The organism is Rhabdothermincola sp. (assembly GCF_036846205.1).
Classification (GTDB): Bacteria; Actinomycetota; Acidimicrobiia; order Acidimicrobiales; family Acidimicrobilacustridaceae; genus Rhabdothermincola.
The window spans coordinates 1-22,938 of the sequence record NZ_DAIUCK010000030.1 but is presented as its reverse complement, the minus strand read 5'-3'; the positions used below and the strand labels follow the sequence as shown (position 1 = coordinate 22,938).

At 70.6% G+C, this 22,938-nt stretch carries 25 protein-coding genes; 24 read left to right on the top strand and 1 reads right to left on the bottom strand.

Annotated features, from left to right (window positions below; genetic code table 11):
- Window positions 1–13: 13 nt before the first annotated feature.
- Genes V7004_RS06440 through aspS form a run of 3 tightly spaced genes read left to right on the top strand, consistent with a single transcriptional unit; the run spans window position 14 to window position 3,412 of the window.
- Complete coding sequence (locus V7004_RS06440; RefSeq protein ID WP_208027800.1) at window positions 14–289, top strand: hypothetical protein; 276 nt, start codon at window positions 14–16, stop codon at window positions 287–289.
- 47 nt (window positions 290–336) lie between these two features.
- Window positions 337–1,632 carry a histidine--tRNA ligase gene (gene hisS / locus V7004_RS06435; protein WP_334142850.1) on the top strand — a complete coding sequence of 432 codons (1,296 nt, stop codon included), beginning with the start codon at window positions 337–339 and terminating at the stop codon, window positions 1,630–1,632.
- A gap of 46 nt (window positions 1,633–1,678) precedes the next feature.
- The gene (gene aspS / locus V7004_RS06430; protein WP_442968018.1) at window positions 1,679–3,412 is read left to right on the top strand and encodes an aspartate--tRNA ligase; all 1,734 of its coding nucleotides are present in this window, start codon (window positions 1,679–1,681) and stop codon (window positions 3,410–3,412) included.
- A 4-nt stretch (window positions 3,413–3,416) separates the two neighbouring features.
- Here the strand turns inward: aspS and V7004_RS06425 are convergent, their stop codons facing one another.
- Window positions 3,417–3,968 (bottom strand): hypothetical protein, encoded by a 552-nt coding sequence (locus V7004_RS06425; protein ID WP_334142846.1) that lies wholly within the window; start codon window positions 3,966–3,968, stop codon window positions 3,417–3,419.
- A 38-nt stretch (window positions 3,969–4,006) separates the two neighbouring features.
- On the opposite strand from V7004_RS06425, the gene V7004_RS06420 reads away from it, so the two are divergent.
- From V7004_RS06420 to V7004_RS06320, 21 genes are all read left to right on the top strand, one after another.
- A complete protein-coding gene (locus V7004_RS06420) occupies window positions 4,007–5,344 on the top strand; it encodes a replication-associated recombination protein A (protein ID WP_334142844.1) in 1,338 nt (445 codons plus the stop codon).
- On the top strand, window positions 5,341–5,757 hold the full coding sequence (locus tag V7004_RS06415; RefSeq protein ID WP_334142842.1) for a DUF948 domain-containing protein: 417 nt from the start codon (window positions 5,341–5,343) through the stop codon (window positions 5,755–5,757). Before V7004_RS06420 ends, V7004_RS06415 begins: the two co-directional genes overlap by 4 nt.
- Window positions 5,754–6,005: a hypothetical protein gene (locus V7004_RS06410; protein ID WP_334142841.1), complete on the top strand. Its 252-nt coding sequence runs from the start codon at window positions 5,754–5,756 to the stop codon at window positions 6,003–6,005. The genes V7004_RS06415 and V7004_RS06410 overlap by 4 nt, the downstream gene beginning before the upstream one ends.
- A gap of 47 nt (window positions 6,006–6,052) precedes the next feature.
- Window positions 6,053–8,650 (top strand): alanine--tRNA ligase, encoded by a 2,598-nt coding sequence (gene alaS / locus V7004_RS06405; protein WP_334142839.1) that lies wholly within the window; start codon window positions 6,053–6,055, stop codon window positions 8,648–8,650.
- Window positions 8,647–9,078, top strand: coding sequence for a Holliday junction resolvase RuvX (gene ruvX, locus V7004_RS06400; protein WP_334142837.1), 432 nt, complete (start codon window positions 8,647–8,649; stop codon window positions 9,076–9,078). Before alaS ends, ruvX begins: the two co-directional genes overlap by 4 nt.
- Complete coding sequence (gene mltG / locus V7004_RS06395; RefSeq protein ID WP_334142836.1) at window positions 9,075–10,196, top strand: endolytic transglycosylase MltG; 1,122 nt, start codon at window positions 9,075–9,077, stop codon at window positions 10,194–10,196. Before ruvX ends, mltG begins: the two co-directional genes overlap by 4 nt.
- Window positions 10,196–11,038, top strand: a complete 843-nt coding sequence (locus V7004_RS06390) for a shikimate dehydrogenase (protein WP_334142835.1) — start codon at window positions 10,196–10,198, stop codon at window positions 11,036–11,038. Before mltG ends, V7004_RS06390 begins: the two co-directional genes overlap by 1 nt.
- Window positions 11,039–11,153: 115 nt before the next feature.
- Window positions 11,154–12,185, top strand: coding sequence for a DUF4388 domain-containing protein (locus V7004_RS06385; protein ID WP_334142833.1), 1,032 nt, complete (start codon window positions 11,154–11,156; stop codon window positions 12,183–12,185).
- Window positions 12,186–12,312: 127 nt separating this feature from the next.
- A complete protein-coding gene (locus tag V7004_RS06380) occupies window positions 12,313–12,999 on the top strand; it encodes a prepilin peptidase (RefSeq protein WP_334142831.1) in 687 nt (228 codons plus the stop codon).
- 48 nt (window positions 13,000–13,047) lie between these two features.
- Complete coding sequence (gene aroC / locus V7004_RS06375) at window positions 13,048–14,289, top strand: chorismate synthase (RefSeq protein WP_334142829.1); 1,242 nt, start codon at window positions 13,048–13,050, stop codon at window positions 14,287–14,289.
- Window positions 14,286–14,801, top strand: coding sequence for a shikimate kinase (locus V7004_RS06370; protein ID WP_334142827.1), 516 nt, complete (start codon window positions 14,286–14,288; stop codon window positions 14,799–14,801). The genes aroC and V7004_RS06370 overlap by 4 nt, the downstream gene beginning before the upstream one ends.
- Window positions 14,798–15,820 carry a 3-dehydroquinate synthase family protein gene (locus tag V7004_RS06365; protein WP_334142825.1) on the top strand — a complete coding sequence of 341 codons (1,023 nt, stop codon included), beginning with the start codon at window positions 14,798–14,800 and terminating at the stop codon, window positions 15,818–15,820. Before V7004_RS06370 ends, V7004_RS06365 begins: the two co-directional genes overlap by 4 nt.
- Window positions 15,817–16,260 carry a type II 3-dehydroquinate dehydratase gene (locus V7004_RS06360; protein WP_334142824.1) on the top strand — a complete coding sequence of 148 codons (444 nt, stop codon included), beginning with the start codon at window positions 15,817–15,819 and terminating at the stop codon, window positions 16,258–16,260. Before V7004_RS06365 ends, V7004_RS06360 begins: the two co-directional genes overlap by 4 nt.
- On the top strand, window positions 16,260–17,384 hold the full coding sequence (locus tag V7004_RS06355) for a M24 family metallopeptidase (RefSeq protein ID WP_334142823.1): 1,125 nt from the start codon (window positions 16,260–16,262) through the stop codon (window positions 17,382–17,384). The genes V7004_RS06360 and V7004_RS06355 overlap by 1 nt, the downstream gene beginning before the upstream one ends.
- A 39-nt stretch (window positions 17,385–17,423) precedes the next feature.
- Window positions 17,424–17,987: an elongation factor P gene (gene efp, locus V7004_RS06350; protein WP_334142822.1), complete on the top strand. Its 564-nt coding sequence runs from the start codon at window positions 17,424–17,426 to the stop codon at window positions 17,985–17,987.
- Window positions 17,984–18,403 carry a transcription antitermination factor NusB gene (gene nusB / locus V7004_RS06345; protein ID WP_334142821.1) on the top strand — a complete coding sequence of 140 codons (420 nt, stop codon included), beginning with the start codon at window positions 17,984–17,986 and terminating at the stop codon, window positions 18,401–18,403. Before efp ends, nusB begins: the two co-directional genes overlap by 4 nt.
- Before the next feature lie 198 nt (window positions 18,404–18,601).
- On the top strand, window positions 18,602–19,102 hold the full coding sequence (gene pyrR / locus V7004_RS06340) for a bifunctional pyr operon transcriptional regulator/uracil phosphoribosyltransferase PyrR (protein WP_334142820.1): 501 nt from the start codon (window positions 18,602–18,604) through the stop codon (window positions 19,100–19,102).
- Entirely contained in the window at window positions 19,099–20,034 is a 936-nt protein-coding gene (locus tag V7004_RS06335) for an aspartate carbamoyltransferase catalytic subunit (protein WP_334142819.1), read from the top strand. Before pyrR ends, V7004_RS06335 begins: the two co-directional genes overlap by 4 nt.
- Window positions 20,024–21,319 carry a dihydroorotase gene (locus tag V7004_RS06330; protein ID WP_442968017.1) on the top strand — a complete coding sequence of 432 codons (1,296 nt, stop codon included), beginning with the start codon at window positions 20,024–20,026 and terminating at the stop codon, window positions 21,317–21,319. Before V7004_RS06335 ends, V7004_RS06330 begins: the two co-directional genes overlap by 11 nt.
- Window positions 21,316–22,419 (top strand): glutamine-hydrolyzing carbamoyl-phosphate synthase small subunit, encoded by a 1,104-nt coding sequence (gene carA, locus V7004_RS06325; RefSeq protein ID WP_334142817.1) that lies wholly within the window; start codon window positions 21,316–21,318, stop codon window positions 22,417–22,419. The genes V7004_RS06330 and carA overlap by 4 nt, the downstream gene beginning before the upstream one ends.
- Window positions 22,419–22,938, top strand: a 520-nt coding sequence (locus V7004_RS06320; RefSeq protein ID WP_442968016.1) for a carbamoyl phosphate synthase preATP-grasp domain-containing protein, incomplete at its 3' end; no start/stop codon positions are given. The genes carA and V7004_RS06320, both read left to right, overlap by 1 nt.

Genomic DNA, 22,938 nt, shown 5'->3' with positions numbered 1-22,938 from the left:
CTACGGTGCCCCTGTGTGCTGCGTCGTGCTCGTGCTGCTCGCGGGCGCGCCGCGGATCGGCCTGTTCCTGCTCTGGCTGTTCACCGATCGCCTGGCCCTCGCGTTCGACAGCTGGGTGCTGCCCGTCCTGGGATTCTTCCTGCTGCCGTGGACCACGGCGTTCTACGTCTTGGCCTATGCCCCGTTGCGGGGCGTCGAGGGCATCGGGTGGCTGTTCGTGCTCTTCGGGTTCCTGCTCGACATCGGCTCCTACTCGGGGGGTGCCCGCAGCCGGCAGGAACGGGTGTGACCGCGGCGGGTTTCGGGGTGCTCGGTGGCCGTCGGTAACCTGCCCGGGTGACCGAGAGCGCGAGCGGCGACGCCGAGCAGGCAGGCCTTCCCGGTAGCCCGTTCAAGGCGCCCACCGGCACCCGCGACATCCTCCCGCCGGAGTCGGCGCGGTGGGTGGCGTTCGTGTCCCTGTTCGCCGAGCACGCGGCCCGCGCCGGCTACGGCCTCATCCACAGCCCGATGTTCGAGGAGATCGGCGTCTTCCGGCGGATGGGTGAGGGCACTGACGTGGTCCGCAAGGAGATGTACGACTTCCTCGACAAGGGCAACCGCCACCTGGCCCTGCGGCCCGAGGGCACGGCGTCGGTGGTGCGGGCGTTCGTGCAGCACCGCCCACCCACACCGTGGAAGACCTGGTACGTGACGCCCAGCTTCCGCTACGAGCGCCCCCAGGCTGGCCGGTACCGCCAGCATCACCAGGTGGGCGTTGAGGCGATCGGCTCGGCCGATCCCGATCTCGACGTGGAGGTCATCGCGCTGCTGTCGGACTTCTACGCCGCGCTGGGCCTGCGGCAGGTGGAGCTGGTCATCAACTCGATGGGTACGCCCGCCGACCGCCGGGCGTACGTCGACCGGCTTCGCAGCTTCCTCGTCGGCCGGCTCGGCGACCTGGCCCCCGAGGATCGGGAGAAGGTCGAAGCCCATCCGATGCGGGTGCTCGACAGCAAACGAGTTCAGACCGTGGCCGCCGTCGCCGACGCGCCGAGCATCCTCGACGATCTGTCGGACCAGGCCGTCGACCACTTCGAGCGGGTCCGGTCCGGCCTCGACCGCATCGGCATCCGGTACCGGGTCGAGCCACGGCTCGTACGGGGACTCGACTACTACACCCACACCACCTTCGAGTTTCGCAGCGGCGCGCTCGACGCGGCGCAGAACACCATCGGCGGTGGCGGTCGCTACGACGGGTTGGTGGAGGCACTGGGAGGTCCACCCACGCCGGGCATCGGGTTCGGGTCAGGCATCGAGCGGGTGTTGCTGACCTGCGACGCGGAGGGCGTCTTCGACGTGCCCCCAGTCGGGATCGACGTGTTCGTGGTCGACGTCACCGGTGGTGAGCACGCCCGGGCCATCACCCTCGAGTTGCGCCGGGCCGGCATCCGCGCCGACCGGGGCTTCGATCGCCGCTCGATGAAGTCACAGATGAAGTCTGCCGACCGTTCGGGGGCGGCCTGGGCGGTCATCATCGGCGACGATGAGGCGGCCACTGGCACGGTGATCCTACGAGACCTCCGCGGCGAGCAGGGTCAGGAGCGGTTGGCCCGCACCGAGCTGCTCGACCGCCTCCACAAGCTGCTCTGAGCCTCGACGACCGAAGCGGGAGAGATCGGTGACCCACGTCGATTCCATGCGGACGGACTACTGCGGCCAGCTCGGCCCGGCTGATGTGGGGCGGGCTGTCGCGGTCTGCGGCTGGGTGGCCCGCCGGCGGGAGCACGGCGAGCATCTGGCTTTCGTGGACCTGCGGGACCACACCGGTGTCGTGCAGTGCGTCGTCGACGGGGCCCACGACCTCCGATCGGAGTACGTCGTGCGGGTGACCGGGTTGGTGCGGTCCCGTCCCGAGGGCACCGAGAACCCCAACCTGGCCACCGGCGCGATCGAGATCGGCGACTGCCGGGTGGAGGTGCTCAGCCCGGCGGAGCCGCCGCCGTTCCCGCTCGACGAGCGGGGTGAGGTCGACGAGGTCCTCCGCCTCCGGCACCGTTACCTCGACCTGCGCACCGACCGGATGCAGCGCAACCTGCGGATCCGGGCCCGGGTCAACAGTGCGCTGCGCCGGGCCATGGAACGGCAGGGATTCGTGGAGATCGAGACCCCGATGCTCATCGCCTCCACGCCGGAGGGGGCCCGGGACTTCGTCGTGCCTTCACGGCTCTCCCCGGGCCACTTCTACGCCCTCCCGCAGAGCCCCCAGCTGTTCAAGCAGCTCTGCATGGTCGGGGGGGTGGACCGCTACTACCAGATCGCCCGGTGTCTGCGCGACGAGGATCTCCGGGCTGACCGGCAGTTCGAGTTCATGCAGCTCGATGCCGAGGCCAGCTTCGTCTCCCAGGAGGAGGTGCTCGAGTTCATCTCCGAGGCGGTCTCCGATGCGGTGGAAGCGGTCACCGGCACCCGCCCCGCGCCCTTCCCGCGTATCACCTGGCGCGAGGCGATGGAGCGGTTCGGCTCCGACAAGCCCGACGTGCGCTTCGGGATGGAGCTCATCGAGCTCACCGAGATCTTCGCCGGCACGGCGTTCAACGCCTTTCGAGCCGACTGCGTGAAGGGCATCCGAGTCGAAGGTGGCGCGTCGCGGACCCGCAAGCAGCTCGACGAGTTGACCGAGCAGGCCAAGCGCTGGGGAGCGAAGGGTCTGGCGTGGATGAAGGTCGAGGACGACCGTTCGCTCACCTCCCCCGTGGCCAAGTTCCTGAGCGAGGCTGAGCTGCACGCCCTCGTGGAGCGCTTCGGTCCGTCGCCCGGAGACCTGCTCCTGCTGGTGGCCGATGAGCGGGCGACCGTCCGTCACGTCCTCGGCCTGCTCCGCCTCGAGCTCGGCCGTCCACCGGTGGACGAGGGCGGCCTCAACTTCTTGTGGGTGGTCGACTTCCCGCTGTTCGAAGGCCTGGACGACAACGGCAGGCCGATTCCCGCCCACCATCCCTTCACCATGCCGCATCCGGACGACCTGGCCTTGCTGGACGAGGGCGACCCGGCCCGGCTGCTCGCGGTGCGGTCCCAGGCGTACGACCTGGTGCTCAACGGATGGGAGCTCGGCTCGGGCAGCGTGCGGATCCACCGTGCGGACGTGCAGCGCACCGTTTTCTCCCTCCTCGGCATCGACGACGCCGAGGCCAGTCGGCGATTCGGGTTCTTGCTGGACGCGTTCCGGTTCGGCGCTCCGCCCCATGCCGGTTTCGCGTTCGGCATCGATCGGCTGGTCGCGCTGCTCGCGGGCGAGGAGAACATCCGGGAGGTGATCGCCTTTCCCAAGACCCAGTCGGGAGCGGACCCCCTCACCGGTGCGCCCTCGGCGATCGACCCGGCCCAGCTCGAGGAGCTGGGTCTGCGGCTGCTACCCCGGAAGGTGACCTGAGTTCTCAGGTGGCGAGGGTCACCACCACGCTTCCCGGTGGAGCGGTGGGAAAGGGGCTGAGATCGGTGTGGATGGTCACGGTGACCGCGGCGCCGGCTTTGGTGGCCACGGCCTGGTTCTCGGCGATGGAGCGGAGGCTGAAACCCAGCCGTTCCAGCTCGCCCGCCAGCGCGCCGCTCACCTGCTCAGCGGTGGCGACGGTGGTGGAGAAGACGACCCGGTGAGGGTCGGCCGCTGCCAACGACGAGCCGACGAGGGGAGCGAGGTCGCAGGGCATCTGGATGCCCCGCACGGCCTCGGCGACCGTGATCGGCGTGCTGGTGACCGCGGCTGCGGGCTCGGCGGCCCGGTCGTCGGTGACCGGTGGGGAGGAGATGAGCGGCGGCAGGGTGGGACCAGGCTCGGGTGGTGCGGAGGATGCGGGTGTGGCGACCGGGGCCGCGGGGCGTTGGGCGGCGCGCTTGCCCCCGGTGAGGCGGCGGACGATGCGGTAGGCGTAGACCGTCAGCGAGGTGAGCAGCCACAGCCAGAAGACCACGACGAGAACCTCTCGCACCCGCTGATGCTCCCACAGCCGGGGCTAGCCTCGCAGCGATGCCGAAGCCGGCCCGTGGGGGAGCCGACGACCTGTTCGCTGCCGCAGCCGAGGATCAGCTCGCCCGGCAGGCGCCGCTGGCCGCCAGGCTCCGGCCGGCGACTCTCGACGAGGTGGTGGGCCAGGAGCACCTGCTCGGCGCGGGCAAGCCGCTGCGCACCCTGGTGGAGGCTGACCGGCTGTCCTCGGTGATCCTGTGGGGACCTCCCGGCACCGGCAAGACCACCATCGCCCAGCTCACGGCCAAGACGACCGCGAAGGCGTTCGAGCAGCTCTCAGCGGTGTCCGCCTCGGTGAAAGACGTGCGAGAGGTGATCGAGCGGGCGCAGGACCGGCTCGGTCAGTACGGCCAGGGCACCATCCTGTTCCTCGACGAGGTCCACCGCTTCAACAAGGCCCAACAGGATGCGCTGCTGCCCGCGGTCGAGTCGGGCCTGCTGGTCCTCATCGGGGCCACGACCGAGAACCCCTACTTCGAGGTCAACCCGCCGCTGTTGTCCCGCTCCACCCTGTTCCGGCTCGAACCGCTCTCAGCGGAGGCGGTGGGCGTGCTCGTGGAGCGAGGTCTGCGAGCCGAGGGCGCGCAGATCGACGACGACGCCCGAGCCCTGCTCGTCGAGCGGGCCGCCGGTGACGGCCGGCACGCGCTCACCAGCCTCGAGGTGGCTGGTGCGCTCGCCGCGGAGCGGGGATGGCCGCCGCACGTGAGCGTCGCCGACGTCGAGGCGGCCCTCGGTTCGAAGGCCCTGCGATACGGCCGCGACGATCACTACGACGTGGTGAGCGCCTTCATCAAGAGCATCCGGGGCTCCGACCCCGATGCCGGCCTGTACTGGCTGGCGCACATGCTCGAAGCCGGGGAGGACGCCCGCTTCATCGCTCGCCGGTTGGTGATCCTCGCGTCGGAGGATGTGGGGATGGCCGATCCGATGGCGCTCGTGGTGGCCGACGCCGCGGCGCGGGCTGTGGAGTTCGTGGGCCTGCCGGAGGCGCAGCTCAACCTGGCGCACGCCGTGCTGTACCTCGCCACCGCGCCGAAGTCGAACACGGTCATCGAGGCCCTCGGCCGGGCTGCTGCTGATGTGCGGAGCGGGGGAGGGTCGGAGGTCCCGAGGCACCTCCGCGACGCCAGCTACCGGGGTGCGCGCTCACTCGGGCACGGCGAGGGCTACCGCTATCCCCACGATGCTCCGGAGGGATGGGTCGCGCAGGAGTACCGTCCTGCCTCGGTGGCAGATCGGGTCTACTACGAGCCTTCCACGCACGGCTTCGAGGCTGAGGTCGCCGAGCGGCTGCACCGGCTGCGCGGCCCCCGGTCGCAGGGTGGGGCCACGTGAGCGCGGGCGATCTGGCGGCTGTCCTGGTGGCGATGGGCGTGTTCGCCGCGCTGGTCGTGCTGCTCTACGCCACGCAGTCACTACTGCGGACGATGCGCGACCTGCGCGCATCGGTCGAGCTCCTGCATCGGGAGACGATTCCCTTGTTGGAAGAGCTCCGTGGCACGGTGCGCGAGGCCGGGGCCGAGGTCGATCGGGTCGACCACCTTCTCGAGGCCGCCGAGAGCATCTCGGTCACCGTCGATTCCGCGTCACGGCTGGGCTACCTGGCGTTCCGGGCCCCGCTCATCCGGTTCGTGGCGTTCTTCAAGGGGCTCGGTCGTTTCGCCCGACGGCTCGTGGGCCGCCCCGGCGCTCGTGGGCCCGGCCGATCACGCGCCCGAGCGCGGCGCGGCCACCGGAGGGCAGCGTGATCCCCAAGCGGCTGTTCTGGTTCGTCGCCGGCGCAGCCTCCGGCTTCGGCGGCGCGGTGTACGCGTACGCCCGGGTGCGAGAGGTGCGGGGCCGTCTGGCCGCCGACCGGGTGGCGGGCACCGTCGCTGACGCGGTGCTCGGTGCAGCCCGGACGGTTCACGGCACGGTCCGGGAGGCGCTCGCCGAAGGTCGGGAGGCGATGCACGACGCGGAGCGACGCATCCGAGCAGAGCTCGACCGGAGCTGACCGGCCCGGCACGCCCCGGGGTCCGCGCTCAGTACGCTGGTTGGATCATGAAGCGCATGACCGCGAACCAGCTTCGGCGGGCCTGGCTCGACTTCTTCGAGGAGCGCGGTCACACCGCGGTGCCGTCGTCGGGGCTGATCCCGCACCACCCGACTGCGCCGCTGTTCACCAACGCGGGGATGAACCAGTTCGTGCCGTACTTCCTCGGGGAGGAGACGCCGCCCTATCGCCGGGCGGCCTCGGTGCAGAAGTGCGTGCGCACGGGCGACATCGAGATCGTCGGGACCACCACCCGGCACCTCACCTTCTTCGAGATGCTGGGCAACTTCAGCTTCGGTGACTACTTCAAGGAAGGGGCCATCGAGCTGGCCTGGGAGCTGTCGACCGAGGTGCTCGGGTTCGACGGTGACCGCATCTGGGTCACGGTCTACCTCGACGACGACGAGGCCGAGGAGATCTGGCGGGACACGATCGGCTTGCCAGCCGAGCGCATACAGCGCCTCGGCGAGGCCGACAACTTCTGGGAGATGCAGAAGGGCCAGCCTGGTCCGTGCGGGCCGAACACCGAGCTCTACTACGACCGTGGTCCCGAATACGGCCCGGAGGGCGGTCCGGCCCACGGCGGCGAGGAGCGCTACCTCGAGTTCTGGAACCTCGTGTTCATGCAGTACAACCGGCAGCCCGACGGGTCGCTCACCGAGCTGCCGAGTCGCAACGTCGACACCGGCGCAGGTTTCGACCGCAACCTCGCGTTGTTGCAGGGGGTCGACACCGTCTTCGAGACCGACGTGCTGCGGCCGCTGCTGGCGTGCGCCGAGCGTCTCAGTGGCCATCGCTACACCGCCGACGAGCGCGCCGACGTGAGCCTGCGGATCATGGCCGATCACGCCCGCGCGATCACCTTCCTGGTGAGCGACGGGGTGTTCCCGTCCAACGAGGGTCGTGGGTACGTGCTGCGCCGCATCATCAGGCGAGCCGTGCGCCACGCCTACCTGCTCGGCGTTGATGGGCTCGTCGCCCCAGATCTGGTCGACACGACCGTGGAGGTCATGGGCGAGGCGTACCCGGAGCTGGTGAAGAACCAGGGGTTCGTGCGCGACGTGGTGGTGCACGAGGAAGAGCGCTTCCGCCGGACCCTCGAGCAAGGCACCACGATTCTCGACGCCCAGCTCGATCAGCTGGGTGAGGGCGACGTGCTGCCGGGCTCGGTGGCGTTCGTGCTCCACGACACTCACGGCTTCCCGCTCGAGCTCACCCAGGAGATCGCCGCCGAGCGAGGTGTGGCGGTCGACGAGGAGGGCTTCGCGGCCGAGATGGCCGAGCAGCGGCGCCGGGCGAAGGAGGCCCGTAAGGCGGAAGGCGCCGACGAGCTGGCCGAGCGGTTCGGCGAGTTGCTGGAACAGTTCGGTCCGACCGAGTTCACGGGTCGGGAGGAGTACGAGAGCAAGGCCCGGGTCCTGGCGGTGCTCGATGACGTCGACGGTGCGGTGAGCATCGTGCTCGATCGCACTCCCTTTTACGCCGAGGCCGGTGGCCAGGTGGGTGACACCGGCACCATCGTCTCCGAGACCGGTCGGGCGGAGGTGTTCGACACGGTGTACGGGGCGCCGGGGCTGGTCCGCCATCGCGCCCGGGTGGTCGAAGGACAGCTCGACCCGGGCCAGGAGGTCACCGCATCGATCGACGGCGATCGGCGCGACGCCATCCGCCGCAACCACACCGCTACCCACCTGCTGCACTGGGCGCTGCGGGAGGTGCTCGGCGACCACGTCAAGCAACAGGGCTCGCTGGTCGCGCCCGATCGGCTCCGGTTCGACTTCTCGCACTATGAGGCGCTCTCCGCCGAGGAGATCGCTCGGGTGGAGGATCTCGTGAACCGGGAGGTGCTGGCCAACCACCCGGTCCGCCACTACGAAACGACCAGGGAACATGCCGAGCAGGTGGGTGCCATCGCCTTCTTCGGTGAGAAGTACGGTGACATCGTGCGGGTGCTCGAGGCGGGCCCGCATTCCACCGAGCTCTGTGGCGGCACCCACGTGCGGGCGCTCGGTGACATCGGACCGATCAAGATCATCTCGGAGGGCTCGATCGGCTCGAACATCCGCCGGATCGAGGCCATCTCCGGATTCGGCCCCATCGATCGGCTCCGCCGGGAGGAGGCGCGCATCAACCAGGCCGCGCAGCTCCTCGGCGTCGCCCCGGACGACCTGGTCGACGCCGTCGAGCGACGGGTGGCGGAGGTCAAGGCCCTCCGGGACGAGATCAAGGCCCTCAAACGCCAGGCGGCGACAGGACGGGCCGGTGAGCTGGCAGCGACCGCGGTCGAAGGGGTGGTGGTGGCCCGCGTCGACGGCTTGGACCGCGACGCGGTGCGCGACCTGGCCCTCGCCGTGCGGGACCAGCCCGGCATCCGAGGCGTGGTTCTCGGGAGCGCGCCGGAGGGTGGCGGGGTGGCGATGGTCGCGGCGGTGCGGCCCGACTCGGGCCTGCACGCCTCGGAGCTGATCGCCGAGGCGGCCCGTACCGTCAGGGGCGGTGCCGGCAAGCACCCGGAGCTGGCGGTCGCCGGGGGCAAGGACCCGTCCGCGCTCGACGCCGCCCTGGCCCAGGTGCGGGCCGCGGCCGGGCTGCCCGCCGCGCCGTGAGAGTGCTCGCCCTCGATCTCGGGACCAAGCGGATCGGCGTCGCGGTGAGTGACCCCACCGGCACGCTGGCCTCACCGCTGGAGGTACTGGCCCGATCAGGTGACCGAGCACTCGATCACCAGCGGATCGGGCAGCTGGTGGATGACACGGCCGCCGAGCGCGTCGTGGTCGGGCTGCCTTTGTCGCTCGACGGCTCGATCGGGCCCGCAGCCGCTGCGGTACTCGAGGAGGTCGACGAGTTGGCCGCGGCGCTCCACGTCCCCGTGGAGACCTACGATGAGCGCCTGACCACGGTGACCGCTGATCGTGCGCTGACCGAGCGAGGCCTGCGAGCCGAGGCCCGCCGGCGGGTGGTCGACAAGGCTGCGGCGACGGTGCTCCTGCAGGCCTGGCTCGACGGGCGACCCGGGGTGGAGAGCTCGACATGACCGATCTGACGACCGACCCACCCTCCGGGGCCGAGCATGACGACGAGTACGTGGTGATCCCGCCCGAGAGCAGCCGGGCCCGCAAGGTGGCCTGGGTGCTCGGTGGGATCGGCGCGTTCGCTGCTTTGGTGCTCCTGGTCGGAGGCATCTGGCTGATGCGCCAGATCGACCCCGCCGGTGCCGGTGAGGAGGTGACCATCTCCATCCCGAAGGGCAGCACGACCTCGCAGATCGCCAGCCTGCTCGAGCGGGAGGGTGTCGTCACCAACGCCACTGTCTTCCGCTACTACGTGCGATGGAAGGATGCCGGGCCCTTCCGGGCTGGTCTCTACGACGGCCTGCGGAAGCGGTCGGCGATGGGCGACGTGGTGAGCCGGCTGGAGGCGGGACCGCTGCCACCGAAGTACACCGAGCTCCCCATCCCGGAAGGGTTCTGGCTGCAGGAGATCCGGGCCCGCATCCTCGAGACCTTCCCGCAGATGAGCGCGGCCGAGCTCGACGTGGCGCTGTCGGACATCCGTTCCAGATACCAGCCACCGTCAGCGTCGCTCGAGGGCCTGCTGTTCCCCGCCACCTACCGGGTGGAGGAGGGCGACGAGCTCGATGAGCAGAAGCTGGTCCGCCAGATGGTCTCGACCTTCGAACAGGTCGCCGCGGAGCTCGGCCTCGACCAGGCGACGCAGAAGCTCGAGGGCGCGGCGGGTGCCAGGCAGCTCACCCCCTACGAGGTGGTGATCGTGGCGTCGATGATCGAGGAGGAGGCGAAGGTCCCCGAGGACAAGCCGAAGATCGCCCGGGTGATCTACAACCGCCTGGCTGCCGGGATGCCGCTCGGCATCGACGCCACGGTGCTTTACGCGTTGGGTGAACACAAGGAGCAGCTCACCCGCTCGGAGCTGCAGATCGACTCCCCTTACAACACCCGGCGGTTCCCCGGCCTGCCGCCCACGCCGATCGCCTCTCCTGGCCGGGAGTCGCTCGAGGCGGCGCTCAACCCAGCGGAGGGTCCGTGGCTCTACTACGTCCTCACCGACGAGGAGGGCCACCACTACTTCACGGACGACTACGACGACTTTCTGCGGGCCCAGCGCGACGCGCGGGCTCGTGGCCTGCTCTGATGTCGGTCGAGGGCTCGCCGAGTGGCACCACCCGGGTGGCTGCGGTGATCGGCGACCCGGTCCGGCACTCCCTGTCCCCTGTGATCTTCAACGCGGCCTTCCGTGCGCTGGCGCTCGACTGGGTCTTCGTGGCCTTCGAGGTGGCCAGAGGCGACCATCGCCGGGCGCTCGACGGGGTGCGGGCGCTGGGTATCGACGGGTTGTCGGTGACGATGCCCCACAAGACGGCGGTCGCGGGCTGCGTCGACCGGCTCAGCCCCGAGGCTGCTGCCCTCGGTGCGGTGAACTGCGTGACCCGCGACGGAGCCGAGCTGGTGGGCCACAACACCGACGGCGCCGGGTTCGTGCAGGCCCTCGAAGCGGAGACGGGCTTCGAGCCTGCCGGCCGGGTGTGCGCAGTGCTCGGTGCCGGTGGCGCGGCGCGGGCGGTGGTGCTCGCGCTGGCCCGAGCCGGCGCGGCCAAGGTCCTGGTCGTCAACCGCAGCGCGCAGCGGGGCCAGGCGGCGGCAGCCCTCGCGGGGGAGGCCGGGGTGCCGGCCGAGCAGCCGGCGTTGGCCGGGGCGGACCTGATCGTCAACGCCACCCCGGTGGGGATGGCGGACCAGCAGGGGCTGCCCCTGGACACGGGGCTGCTCCACCCGGGGCAGGTGGTGGCGGACCTGATCTACGTGCCAGCGGAGACGCCGCTGCTGCGCGAGGCACGGAGCAGAGGCCTGGTGGCGGTCAACGGCCTCGGCATGCTCGTGCACCAGGCGGCCCTGCAGTTCGAGCAGTTCACGGGGCAGCCCCCGCCGCTCGAGGCCATGCGCGCCGCGGCTCGCGACCGCCTGGCGGTCGCTTGAGCCTCCCTGGCGACGGGCCCGCCAAGCCGTCCGTTCCCCTCGAGGGCTGGGTTCGCTAAGGTCGCCCGGCCCGCGGATCCGGGCCGAACCCTTCACTTGCGAGGCTCGGCTGCCGATGGGAGAAGAATTCCGAACCGCCGACCCGGAGGTCACCGTGGCACTGCAGGGCACGATCGAGACCTTTGCCCTTCCTGATGTGATGCGCCTGCTGGCGTCGACCAAGAAGACCGGTCGTCTCCGGGTCGAGGGCAGCCGCGGTGAAGGCAACGTGTGGGTCGACGGGGGGCAGATCGTGAGCTGCGCCGCCACCGGCGCTCCTCGTGCCGGGGGCGCCGTCGAGGTGATGTTCGAGCTCTTGCGGTTCCAGGATGGCAGCTTCGTCTTCGATGCCGATGAGGCACCCGCCGAACGGTTCGACCCCGTCGAGGTCGAAGCCACCCTCGCTGAGGCGGAGAAGCTGCTGGAGGAGTGGCGAGCGATCGAGGCTGTCGTGCCCTCCCTCGACGCCTGGGTCTCGCTTGCCGCCCAACTCCCTGGTGATTCAGTCACGCTGGACCGGCAGCGCTGGTCGACCATCGTGGCCGTCGGGGGCGGCACGACTGTCGGCGGCTTGGGTGAAGCGCTCGAGCTGAGCGACCTCGATGCCTGCCGGACGGTCAAGCAACTCGTCGAGGACGGGTTGGTGACCGTCGGGGAGGCGCCGGAGAACGCCCGGCTCGGCGTGCCTCCGACCCTGCTCGCCGCTTCGGTGGAAGAGACGGTGGTGCTCGAGGAGACCATCGGATCGGTCGATGACCGGCTGGCATCGGCGGAGCCGGCCGGAGTCGACGAGTTCACCCCCTTCGACCCGGACGCGTTGGTCATCGAGCGCGAGCCCGTCACCGCTCCGGCTGCAGTCGACTCGGAGCCGACCGAGGAACCGACCCCGACAGAGGTGGGTAGCGAGGGGATCTCCGATCCGAGTGACGCGGCCGAGATCGCCCGGCAACTCGCCAACCTCAGCCCCCGGGCGGCCAAAGCAGTCGCCGCGGCCGCAAAGGCGACCACCCAGGAAGAGCGTGAACGGGCGCTGGCCGAGGTCGACGACGAGGAAGATCCCATCAACCGCGAGCTGCTCATCAAGTTCCTGGGCTCGGTCAACGGTTGAGCCTCCTATTCCGCTCGCTCCGCGCCGACCGCCCGGAGCAGCCGTTCTCCCTGCTGGCGCGCCCGTCTGTGTCATGCACCGACCGATCGCCGGGCCCGCTGGTGGGCGGCCGGTACGGTGAGCGCTCGTGATCGTCCGCCTCATGCTCTGCGTGGTCGCCGCGCTCCCGGCCGGGTGGTTCGCCGGCGTGCTGATCGACCGCGTGCCGGACCGGCTCCCACTGGCCCCGCTTCCGGCGGTGCGGCTGACCGGCAAGTATCTGTGGATCCACGTCCTGATGATCGGGTTGTTCGCCCTGGCGGCCGTGCGGTTCGAGGACGCATCGCCAGGCGTCCTCGTCGGCTACCTCCTGCTGTTCGCGGTCTTGCTGACCGTGTCGGTCATCGACATCGAGCTCTACCGACTGCCTGACCTCATCGTGCTGCCCACGTTGGCCATCTCCCTGGTGCTCATCGTGGTGGTGTCGATCATGGACGGCGCAGCCGAGCAGATCCGGTACGCGCTGGTGGGGGCGGCGATGTACTTCGGCTTCCTGCTGCTCGCGCACCTCGTGTACCCGCGCGGGATGGGTTTCGGCGATGTGAAGCTGGCCGCGGTGATGGGCCTGTACGTGGGGTGGCTCGGCAGCAGCACCATGACGGCGATCGGGCTGGTGCTGTGGGCCATGTTGCTCGGCTTCATCGGCGGTGCGATCGTCGGCATGGTCATGCTGGCCGTCCGGCGCAGGAGCCAGCCCATCCCCTTCGGGCCCTTCCTCGCGCTGGGCACCATCATCGCCGTGCTGGCGAGCAGCTCACTGGTCTCGCCCGCATAGCGCGCAACGGGCTTCGAGCGGGTGGTGGGCCACCGGTAGATTGAGCGGGTGCTCCGCTTCCTGACTGCCGGTGAGTCCCACGGTCGCGCCCTCGTGGTGGTGGTCGAGGGTCTCCCGGCGGGCCTGCCCATCACGGCCGAGGAGATTGCCTTGGAGCTGGCACGCCGCCGGCTCGGGTTCGGGCGGGGCCCCAGGATGCGCTTCGAGCAGGACGAGCTGACGATCCTGGCGGGGGTCCGCCACGGCCTCACCTTGGGCTCGCCGGTGGCCGTCGAGATCGCGAACAGCGAGTGGGAGCGCAAGTGGACCGAGGAGATGTCGCCCGCGCCAGGCCGCACCGCGGCCCCGCTCACCCGTCCCCGGCCGGGCCATGCCGATCTCGCTGGCATGCAGAAGTACGACTTCATCGATGCCCGTAACGTCCTGGAACGGGCTTCGGCCCGCGAGACCGCGGCGCGCGTCGCCGCAGGGGCCCTGGCCAAGGCGCTCCTGCGGCACCTGGGAATCGAGGTCCTCTCACACGTCATCCAGCTCGGGCCGGTGACCGCCCAGGGTGTCCGCCCCGGCCCCGGCGACCTGGGCCGGGTCGACGCGTCGCCCCTGCGCTGCTTCGACCCGGTGGCTGAGGCTGAGATGATCGCCGCGATCGAGGCCGCCCAGCGCGACGGCGACTCCCTCGGCGGGGTGGTGGAGGTCCTCGCCTACGGCGTGCCGGTGGGGCTCGGCAGCCACGTCCACTGGGATCGCAAGCTCGACGGGCTTCTCGGGCAGGCGCTGCTGAGCATCCAGGCGGTGAAGGGGGTGGAGATCGGCGAGGGCTTCGACGTCGCTCGCCGGCGGGGAAGCGAGGCCCACGACGCGATCACCTGGGACCGTGAGGCGGGAACGTACGTACGGCAGACCACCAGGGCCGGTGGCATCGAGGGCGGCATGTCGACGGGCGAGCTGATCGTGGCCCGGGCGGCGATGAAGCCGCTGGCCACCTTGAACCGCCCCACCTTGCAGACGGTCGACACCGCGACCAAGGAGGAGACGGTGTCGTTCAAGGAGCGCACCGACGTGACCGCCGTGCCCGCGATGGGCGTGGTGGCGGAGACGATGACCGCGCTGGTCCTGGCCAACGAGGTGGCTCGCAAGTTCGGGGGCGACAGCCTGGGCGAGCTGGAGCGCAACGTGGCCGGCTACCGCGAGCAGGTTCGGCTGGCGACCGAGCGGGTGGTCGACGTCGCGGCAGGTGGCGAGCCGCTCAACTGGGACGAGCGGGAGGCCTTCCCGGAGCCAAGCTCGTGAGCCATGTGGTGCTCATCGGCATGATGGGGGCGGGCAAGACCACGGTGGGGCGCCTGGTCGCGCGGCGTCTGGGTCGGCCGTTCCACGACAGCGACGAGGCGGTCGAGGCGTGCACGGGCCGAACGGTCGCCGAGCTCTTCGCCGAAGGCGGCGAGGCGGCGTTCCGGGTCGTGGAGGCGGAGGTCCTGCGCGAGCTGCTCGCCACCGAGGAGCCGGCGGTGATCGCCGCGGCTGGAGGCACCGTGCTCGACGCCGGCAACCGGGCCGCGCTGCGTGACGCGGGCACGGTGGTCTGGCTGCGCGCAGACCCCGCGCTGCTCGCCGAGCGGGTGCGTACGGGCGATCACCGGCCCCTCGTGGCCGAGGACCCGGCCGGCACGGTGGCCAGGCTGGCCGAAGAGCGCGCCGGCTTGTACCAGCAGACCGCCCACGTGGTGGTCGACATTAACGGGCTCGAGGCAGGCGAGGTGGCCGAGCAGGTGATCGCCGCGGTGGGGGAGGGCACGCGGTGATCGTCGTGCCCGTGGCGCTGGGCGACCGCAGCTACGACGTCCTCGTCGGTCCGGGCGTGCGGTCCTCGCTGGCGTCGGTCATTCCGGAGCGCAGCCGCCGGGTGGCCATCGTCACCCAGGCTGGCATCCCAGTGGAGGTCGACCCCGGTCGCGAGCACCAGGTCTTTCTCATGGGTGACGGCGAAGAGGCCAAGTCGCTCGCCACTGTCGAGCAGCTGTGCCGCGAGTTCAGTCGCTGGGGGCTCACTCGCGCCGATGTGGTGGTCGCGCTGGGCGGAGGCCTGGTCACCGACACTGCGGGCTTCGCAGCCGCCGTGTACCACCGGGGCGTGGCGGTGGTGCACGTGCCCACCACGCTCCTGGCGCAGATCGACGCCGCGGTCGGCGGGAAGACGGGGGTGAACCTGCCCGAGGGCAAGAACCTGGTTGGCGCGTTCTGGCAACCGCAGGCCGTGCTGTGCGACACCGAGGTGCTGGCCACCTTGCCCGAGCGCGAGTACCGCAGCGGGTTGGGTGAGCTGGCGAAGTACCACTTCCTCGGCGGTGGCCGCCTCGACGAGCTCCCCCTCGACGAGCGGGTTGCGGCGTGCGTGCGGATCAAGGCCGAGGTGGTCGGCAGCGACGAGCGGGAAGGGGGGAGGCGGGCGGTCCTCAACTACGGCCACACCCTCGCCCATGCGTTGGAGACCGCCGGGCACTACGACCTTCGGCACGGCGAAGCGGTGGCCATCGGGCTGGTCTATGCGGCGGAGCTGGCCCGGACACTGGGCCGGATCGACGACGAGCGGGTGGCCGAGCACCGGCGGGTGGTGAGCGCGTACGGGTTGCCGAGCAGGCTGCCCCCGGGCGTCGACCTCGATGAGCTGGTCGAGCTGATGGCCCGGGACAAGAAGGCGGTCTCGGGCCTGACCTTCGTGCTCGACGGGCCGAATGGGGTCGAGCCGGTCACCGGCATCGATCGCCCCGTGCTTGACCAGGCGTTCGAAGCGATCCGCGAGCGACCGGAGGAACCGGCATGAGCCGCCCCACGATCCTGCTCCTGTCCGGGCCCAACCTGAACCTGCTGGGTGAACGCGACCCCCGGCATTACGGCACCGCCACCCTCGACACCCTGGTCGGTCTGGCCCGGGAGTGCGCGGACCGCCACGGCTACGAGCTCGAGCACCTCCAGTCCAACCACGAGGGCGCGCTCATCGACGCTATCCACCGGGCCCGCGGGCGCTGTGCCGGCATCGTCATCAACGCCGGGGCGTTCACCCACTATGCCTGGGGGATCCATGACGCGCTGGCCGCCTTCGACGGACCGGTGATCGAGCTACACCTCTCCAACCCTTACGCCAGGGAGCCGTGGCGGCATGTCTCGGTGGTCGCCCCGGTGGCGGTGGGCACCATCGCGGGGTTCAAGGACGACGGGTACGTGCTGGCTGTCGAGGCGATGGTCCGCACGCTGGGCCGGTGATGAGTCTCCCGGAGTCGGCCCCGACCGGCGGCGGGATGCCGCCCATGGATGTCGCGTCGCGCGCCGAGCGGCTGCGGGCCCGGCTCGAGCAGATGGGCTGCGACGGTGTGCTGGTCACCAACCTCGTGGACGTGCGCTACCTCACCGGGTTCACCGGCTCGGCCGGACTGGTGCTGGTCACCGCCGATGAGCTGGTGATCGTCACCGACGGCCGTTACGGCGAGCAGGCAGCCGAACAGCTCCGGGCCGCCTCGGTCGGGGCGCGCCTCGAGGTCACCGGTACCGGGCATCGAGAGGTGATAGCTGGTGCGGCCCGCGGCCTGCGCCGGCTCGGCCTGCAAGCCGACCACGTGACCTGGGCACAGCAACGGGCCTTCGCACACGAGTGGTTTCCGGGCACGGAGCTGGTGCCGACCGAGGGGCTCGTCGAGGAGCTGCGGGCGGTCAAAGACGGCGGGGAGCTGGCGAGGCTCTCACGGGCCGCGGCGATCGCGGATCAGGCCCTGGCGTCGGTCCGGGAGCGCCTGGCGGAGGAGCCCACCGAGCGGGAGTTCGCCTCGGAGCTCGAGTACCAGATGCGCCGGCTCGGTGCCGACGGCCCGTCCTTCGAGACCATCGTCGCCTCGGGCCCGAACGGGGCGAAGCCGCACGCCCGCCCGTCTGACCGGGTCATCGCCGAAGGTGACCTGGTGGTGCTCGACTTCGGTGCGTTGGTGGACGGCTACCACTCGGACATGACCCGGACGGTTGCGGTGGGCGAGCCGTCCGAGGTGCAGCAGCGGATGCTCGAGGTGGTCACCGAGGCCCAGCAGCGGGGCGTGGACGCTGTGCGGGCCGGGGCAGCGGCCAGTGAGGTCGACGCGGTCTGTCGGTCGGTGATCTCCGCCGCCGGGTGGGCGGATGCCTTCCTGCACGGCACCGGGCACGGGGTGGGTCTGGAGATCCACGAGCGACCGCGAGTGGCGGCGACGAGCGATGCTACGCTCGTCGCCGCGAACGTCGTCACCGTCGAGCCGGGCGTCTACCTCCCGGAGCACGGTGGGGTCCGCGTCGAAGACACCGTCGTGGTGCTCGAGGACGGCTGCCGACCCCTGACCCACTCGCCGAAGCACACCAGCGTGTGACGCGTACGGACCGATCACCTTCGGGTAGCGAGGAACGCCATGGCCACCATCACGACCAACGACCTCAAGAACGGGATGACCCTCGACCTCGACGACGGGCTGTTCGACGTCGTGGAGTTCCAGCACGTCAAGCCCGGCAAAGGCGGGGCGTTCGTGCGTACGACGCTCAAGAACGTCCGATCCGGTGCCGTGCTCGAGCGAACGTTCCGGGCCGGGGAGAAGGTCGAGCGGGCGATCATCGACAAGCGGGAGATGCAGTTCCTCTACCGTGAAGGCGACGATTACGTCTTCATGGACAACACCACCTATGAGCAGATGAACGTGGGCACGGCCGCTCTCGGCGACGCGACGAAGTATCTGGTCGAAGGGTCGGCGGCCGTCCTCAACCTCTACGGGGGTGAGATCGTCGGGGTCGACCTGCCGGCGGCGGTGGAGCTCACCGTCGCCGAGACGGAGCCCGGCATCCAGGGCGACCGGGTCTCCGGTGCACGCAAGCCCGCCACCCTCGAGACCGGGCTGGTCGTGCAGGTGCCGCTGTTCGTGAACCCCGGCGACCGGGTCAAGGTCGACACCCGCACCGGCGAGTACCTCACCCGGGCGTGAGCGAACCGCCTTACCGCGGCGGCGTCGGGAGCCGCCGCGAGGCGCGGGAGCGGGCACTCGAGTTGCTCTACGAAGCAGAGTCAAAAGGGCAGCCCCCGGCGATGGTCCTGGAGACGCTGCCGGTCCCGCCAGAGGCGTTCACGGCGGAGCTGGTGAGCGGTGTCGGAGACCATCTGGCCGAGCTGGACGAGGTCATCGCCTCCTATGCCCGAGGCTGGACCGTCGCCAGGATGCCTGCGCTCGACCGGGCGGTCCTGCGCCTCGGGGTGTTCGAGTTGCTCCACCGGCCCGACGTGCCGACCGGCGCGGTGATCTCAGAGGCCGTCGAGCTGGCTAAGCGGTTCTCGACCGAGGAGTCGGGCCGGTTCGTGAACGGAGTGCTGTCCGCGATCGCCGCCGACGCCCGCCCAGGGTGATGGGGACGGAGCCCGACACCCGCGTGCAGCTGGCTCTGGTGAAGCGCAGCGGCTCGTCGAAGTGGTGCTAGGATGCTTGCCTGACCGTGAAGCGGGTCCGGTGAGGCCCGAACGGACAGGAGGAGCCCGCGTGTGGCTGAGCGCGAACGCCGTCTGACGCCCCCGTTCGGGGGCATTTCCGTTGCCCGGAAACGGGTCATGGACGCCGACGACGTCCAGCGGGCGGTCTGGCGGATGGCTCACGAGATCGTCGAGCGCAACCACGGGCTTGGGGACGTGGTGCTCGTCGGTCTGCAGACCGGTGGCGTGCCGCTCGCTCGCCGCCTGGCCGCAGCGCTCCAGCGAATCGAGGACGTCGAGGTACCGGTCGGCACCCTCGACGTGGCCTTCTACCGGGACGACATCGGGCTGCGGCCGGTGCTGCCCGAAGCGGTGACCGACATCCCCTTCGACCTCACCGGCTTGATCGTGGTGCTGGTCGACGACGTGCTTTTCACCGGCCGGACGATCCGCGCCGCCCTCGACGCGCTGACCGACTACGGGCGGGCCCGCGCGGTGCAGCTCGCGGTGATGGTGGACCGGGGTCACCGGGAACTGCCCATCCGCCCGGACTTCGTTGGCAAGAACCTGCCCACCCGGCGCGATGAGGTCGTCGATGTGGGCGCAGACTCGGTCGAGCTCGGGGAGATGGTGAAGTGAGCCACCTGCTCTCGGTGGCCGATCTGGGGGTCCAAGGCATCGAGGAGATCCTGCGGCTCACCGATTCCTTCGTCGAGGTCACCGAGCGAGCGATCCCGAAGGTCCCCGCGCTGCGAGGCAAGACGGTGGTGTCCCTCTTCTACGAGGACTCGACCCGGACCCGGCTGTCGTTCGAGACCGCGGCGAAGCGTCTGGGCGCGGACACCATGACCTTCAGTGTGGGCACGTCGTCGGTGAAGAAGGGCGAGTCCCTACGCGACACGGTCCAGACGATCGAAGCCATGGGGGTGGACGCCATCGTCGTGCGGCACGCCAGCGCGGGCGTCCCCTGGCAGATCGCTCGGTGGGCGTCGTCGGTGATCGTCAACGCCGGTGACGGATGGCATGAGCACCCGACGCAGGCTCTGCTCGACTGCTACACGATCCGTCAGCGGCTCGGGTCGCTCCAGGGACGGCGCATCGCGATCGTCGGCGACATCAAGCACAGCCGGGTGGCGCGCAGCGACGTGCTCGCGTTCACGATGCTGGGCGCCGAGGTGGTCCTGGTGGCGCCCCCCACCTTGTTGCCGCCGAGCCTCGAGGGATGGCCGGTGACCGTCGAACACGACCTCGACCAGACACTGTCCAAGGTCGACGTCGTCTACCTGCTCCGCATGCAGCTCGAACGCCAGCGGGAGGCCCTGCTCCCATCACTGCGCGAGTACACGGCCCGCTACGGGCTCACCCCCCGGCGAGCCGAGCACCTGGGCCCGGACGCCATCGTCATGCATCCAGGGCCCATGAACCGTGGGGTGGAGATCGCGGCCGAGGTCGCTGACCTGCCCAACGCGGTGATGGTGGATCAGGTCCGCAACGGCGTGGCCGTACGCATGGCCGTGCTCTTCCAACTGCTCGGCTCGGGCACACAGCTGGAGGGGGTCGATCGTGGCTGAGGCGGCGGTGCTGGTGGTCACCGGCGGGCGGGTGGTCGACCAGGAGGGCGAACGACCGGCCGACGTGGCCGTGGGCGCCGACGGGCGGATCCTGGCGGTGGGCCCGAGCCTCGACCCCGGCGGGGCCCGGGTGCTCGACGCCACCGGCTGCATCGTGGCCCCCGGGCTGGTCGATCTCCACACGCACCTGCGGGAGCCGGGCAGGGAGGAGGCCGAGACGGTCGAGTCCGGCTCCCGGGCCGCCGCCCTCGGTGGGTTCACCGCCGTGGTGGCCATGCCCAACACCGAGCCGACGGTCGACAACGCGGCGGTCGTCTCCCAGGTGCTCGATCTCGGCAAGCGGGGTCTGTGCGAGGTGTTCACCGCCGGGGCCATCACGGTGGGCCGCGAGGGAGAGCAGTTGGCGCCGATGGGTGAGATGGCCTCGCTTGGCGTGCGCCTGTTCACCGACGACGGGCGCGGGGTGCAGGACGAGCGTCTGATGCGTCGGGCGCTCGAGTACGCGAGCGGTCTCGACGTCACACTCGCTCAGCACTGCGAGGTCGAGTCACTCTCCCGAGGCGGCCACATGCACGAAGGCGCCTGGTCGTCGCGCCTCGGGATCCCCGGCATCCCCGCTCAGGCCGAGGAGCTGATGGTGAGCCGCGACCTGGCCCTGGTCGAGCTGACCGGTGCCCGGATGCACTTCCAGCACCTCTCGACCGCCGGATCGGTAGAGCTCGTGCGAGCGGCGAAGGCCGCGGGCCTACCCGTCACCGCCGAGGCATGTCCCCACCACTTCACCCTCACCCACGCCGAGCTCGCCGGCTACGACCCGGTCTACAAGGTCAACCCACCCCTGCGCACCGACGCCGACGTGGCTGCGATCAAGCGGGGCCTCGGTGACGGGACCATCGACGCCATCGCCACCGACCACGCGCCCCACACCCAGGAGACGAAGGAAGCCCCCTTCGACGAAGCTCCCTGCGGCATGGTCGGCCTCGAGACCGCGCTCGCGCTGGCACTGACCGAGCTGGAGCTGCCGATCGAGCGGGTGCTCGCGCTCCTGTCATGGCAACCAGCGGCCATTGCCCGCATCGAAGACGCCCACGGCGGGCCGATCGCGGTGGGCCGGCCGGCGAACCTCTGCGTGATCGACACGGAGGCATCGTGGGTGGTCGATCCCGCTCGCAGCGCCTCCCGGAGCCACAACAACCCGTATGCGGGCCGCACCCTCACCGGGAAGGTGCGCCACACCGTGCGGTGGGGTGAGCCGGTCGTGATCGACGGGGAGGCGCAACGATGACCGTGCGAGAAGCGCTCCTGGTGCTCGCGGACGGCACGACCTTCGAAGGCGAAGCCATCGGCGCCCAACCACCCTCCGGCGTCACTGCCGGTGAGGTGGTGTTCAACACCGTCCTGACGGGCTACCAGGAGGTGATCACCGACCCGTCCTATGCCGGCCAGATCATCACCTTCACCTACCCCCATATCGGCAACTACGGCGTGGCCGAGCAGGACAACGAGGCCCGGCGCCCGCACTGCCGAGGCGTGGTCATCCGGGACCTGGCCCGCCGCCGCAGCAACTGGCGCAGCGACGATGACCTCGACGGCTTCCTCCGCCGGCACGGCATCGCCGGGATCGCGGGCATCGACACCCGGCGGCTCACCCGCCACATCCGCGAGGCGGGCGCGATGCCCGGTGCCTTCGGCACCGCGGACGAGGCGACACTGGCGCGGGCGGCGGCGGAGGAGCCGGGCACCGACGGGCGGGACCTGGTGCGTGAGGTCACCTGCGCGGAGCCGTACACGTTCTCGCCGCGAAGCGCGGCTCGGGGGAGCAGATCGAAGCGGGTCGTGGCCTACGACCTCGGCATCAAGACCACCATCCTGCGCCACCTCGGGGAGATCGCCACGGTCGAGGTGGTCCCGGCCTCCACCCCGGCCGAGGAGGTGCTCGAGCGTGCTCCGGACGGGGTCTTCCTCTCGAATGGTCCCGGTGACCCCTCGGCCGTGTCCGGTGTGGCCGCCAGTGTGGGCGAGCTGCTCGGGAAGGTGCCGATCTTCGGGATCTGCCTCGGCCACCAGTTGCTGGCCACCGCGATCGGTGGTCGCACCTACAAGTTGCCCTTCGGCCACCACGGCGGCAACCACCCGGTCCGCCGGCTGCGTACGGGTGCGGTGGAGATCACGAGCCAGAACCACAACTACGCGGTCGACGAGGACTCGATCGCGACCACCGCGGACATCACCCACCGGAACCTCAACGACGGTGTCGTGGAGGGCATCCGCTGCCGGGACGTGCCGGCGTTCGGGGTGCAGTACCACCCGGAAGCCGGGCCGGGGCCGCACGACGCCAGGTACCTGTTCGCGCTGTTCGACGAGCTGATGGAGGAACACCGCTAGTGCCGCGCCGGGACGACCTCGAGACCATCATGGTGATCGGCTCGGGACCGATCGTGATCGGCCAGGCCTGCGAGTTCGACTATTCAGGGACGCAGGCCTGCCGGGTGCTACGGGACGAGGGCTACCGGGTGGTACTCGCCAACTCGAACCCGGCGACGATCATGACCGACCCCGACTTCGCGGACGCCACCTACGTCGAGCCGCTTGACGCCGGCATCCTGGCCAGGATCATCGAGCGGGAGCGTCCGGATGCCGTCCTGCCGACGCTCGGGGGTCAGACGGCGCTCAACCTCGCCATGGAGCTCGCCCAGGGCGGTGTGCTCGACGAGTTCGGCGTCGAGCTGATCGGTGCCAACGCCGAGGCCATCGCCACCGCGGAGGACCGCGAGCGGTTCAAGGTCGCGATGGGGGAGATCGGCCTCGCCACCCCGGCGTCGGGCATCGCCCACACCCTCGACGAGGCGATGGAGGTGGTCGAGCGCATCGGCCTGCCGGTGGTGGTGCGGCCGGCGTACATCC

Excerpts from the sequence above, each read along its gene's own strand:
- aspS (WP_442968018.1), top strand. The coding sequence starts at position 1,679 with ATGCGGACGGACTACTGCGGCCAGCTCGGCCCGGCTGATGTGGGGCGG.
- V7004_RS06420 (WP_334142844.1), top strand. The coding sequence starts at position 4,007 with ATGCCGAAGCCGGCCCGTGGGGGAGCCGACGACCTGTTCGCTGCCGCA.
- V7004_RS06385 (WP_334142833.1), top strand. The coding sequence starts at position 11,154 with ATGGGAGAAGAATTCCGAACCGCCGACCCGGAGGTCACCGTGGCACTG.
- V7004_RS06360 (WP_334142824.1), top strand. The coding sequence starts at position 15,817 with ATGAGCCGCCCCACGATCCTGCTCCTGTCCGGGCCCAACCTGAACCTG.
- mltG (WP_334142836.1), top strand. The coding sequence starts at position 9,075 with ATGACCGATCTGACGACCGACCCACCCTCCGGGGCCGAGCATGACGAC.
- carA (WP_334142817.1), top strand. The coding sequence starts at position 21,316 with ATGACCGTGCGAGAAGCGCTCCTGGTGCTCGCGGACGGCACGACCTTC.
- V7004_RS06355 (WP_334142823.1), top strand. The coding sequence starts at position 16,260 with ATGAGTCTCCCGGAGTCGGCCCCGACCGGCGGCGGGATGCCGCCCATG.
- efp (WP_334142822.1), top strand. The coding sequence starts at position 17,424 with ATGGCCACCATCACGACCAACGACCTCAAGAACGGGATGACCCTCGAC.
- pyrR (WP_334142820.1), top strand. The coding sequence starts at position 18,602 with ATGGACGCCGACGACGTCCAGCGGGCGGTCTGGCGGATGGCTCACGAG.
- V7004_RS06390 (WP_334142835.1), top strand. The coding sequence starts at position 10,196 with ATGTCGGTCGAGGGCTCGCCGAGTGGCACCACCCGGGTGGCTGCGGTG.
- alaS (WP_334142839.1), top strand. The coding sequence starts at position 6,053 with ATGAAGCGCATGACCGCGAACCAGCTTCGGCGGGCCTGGCTCGACTTC.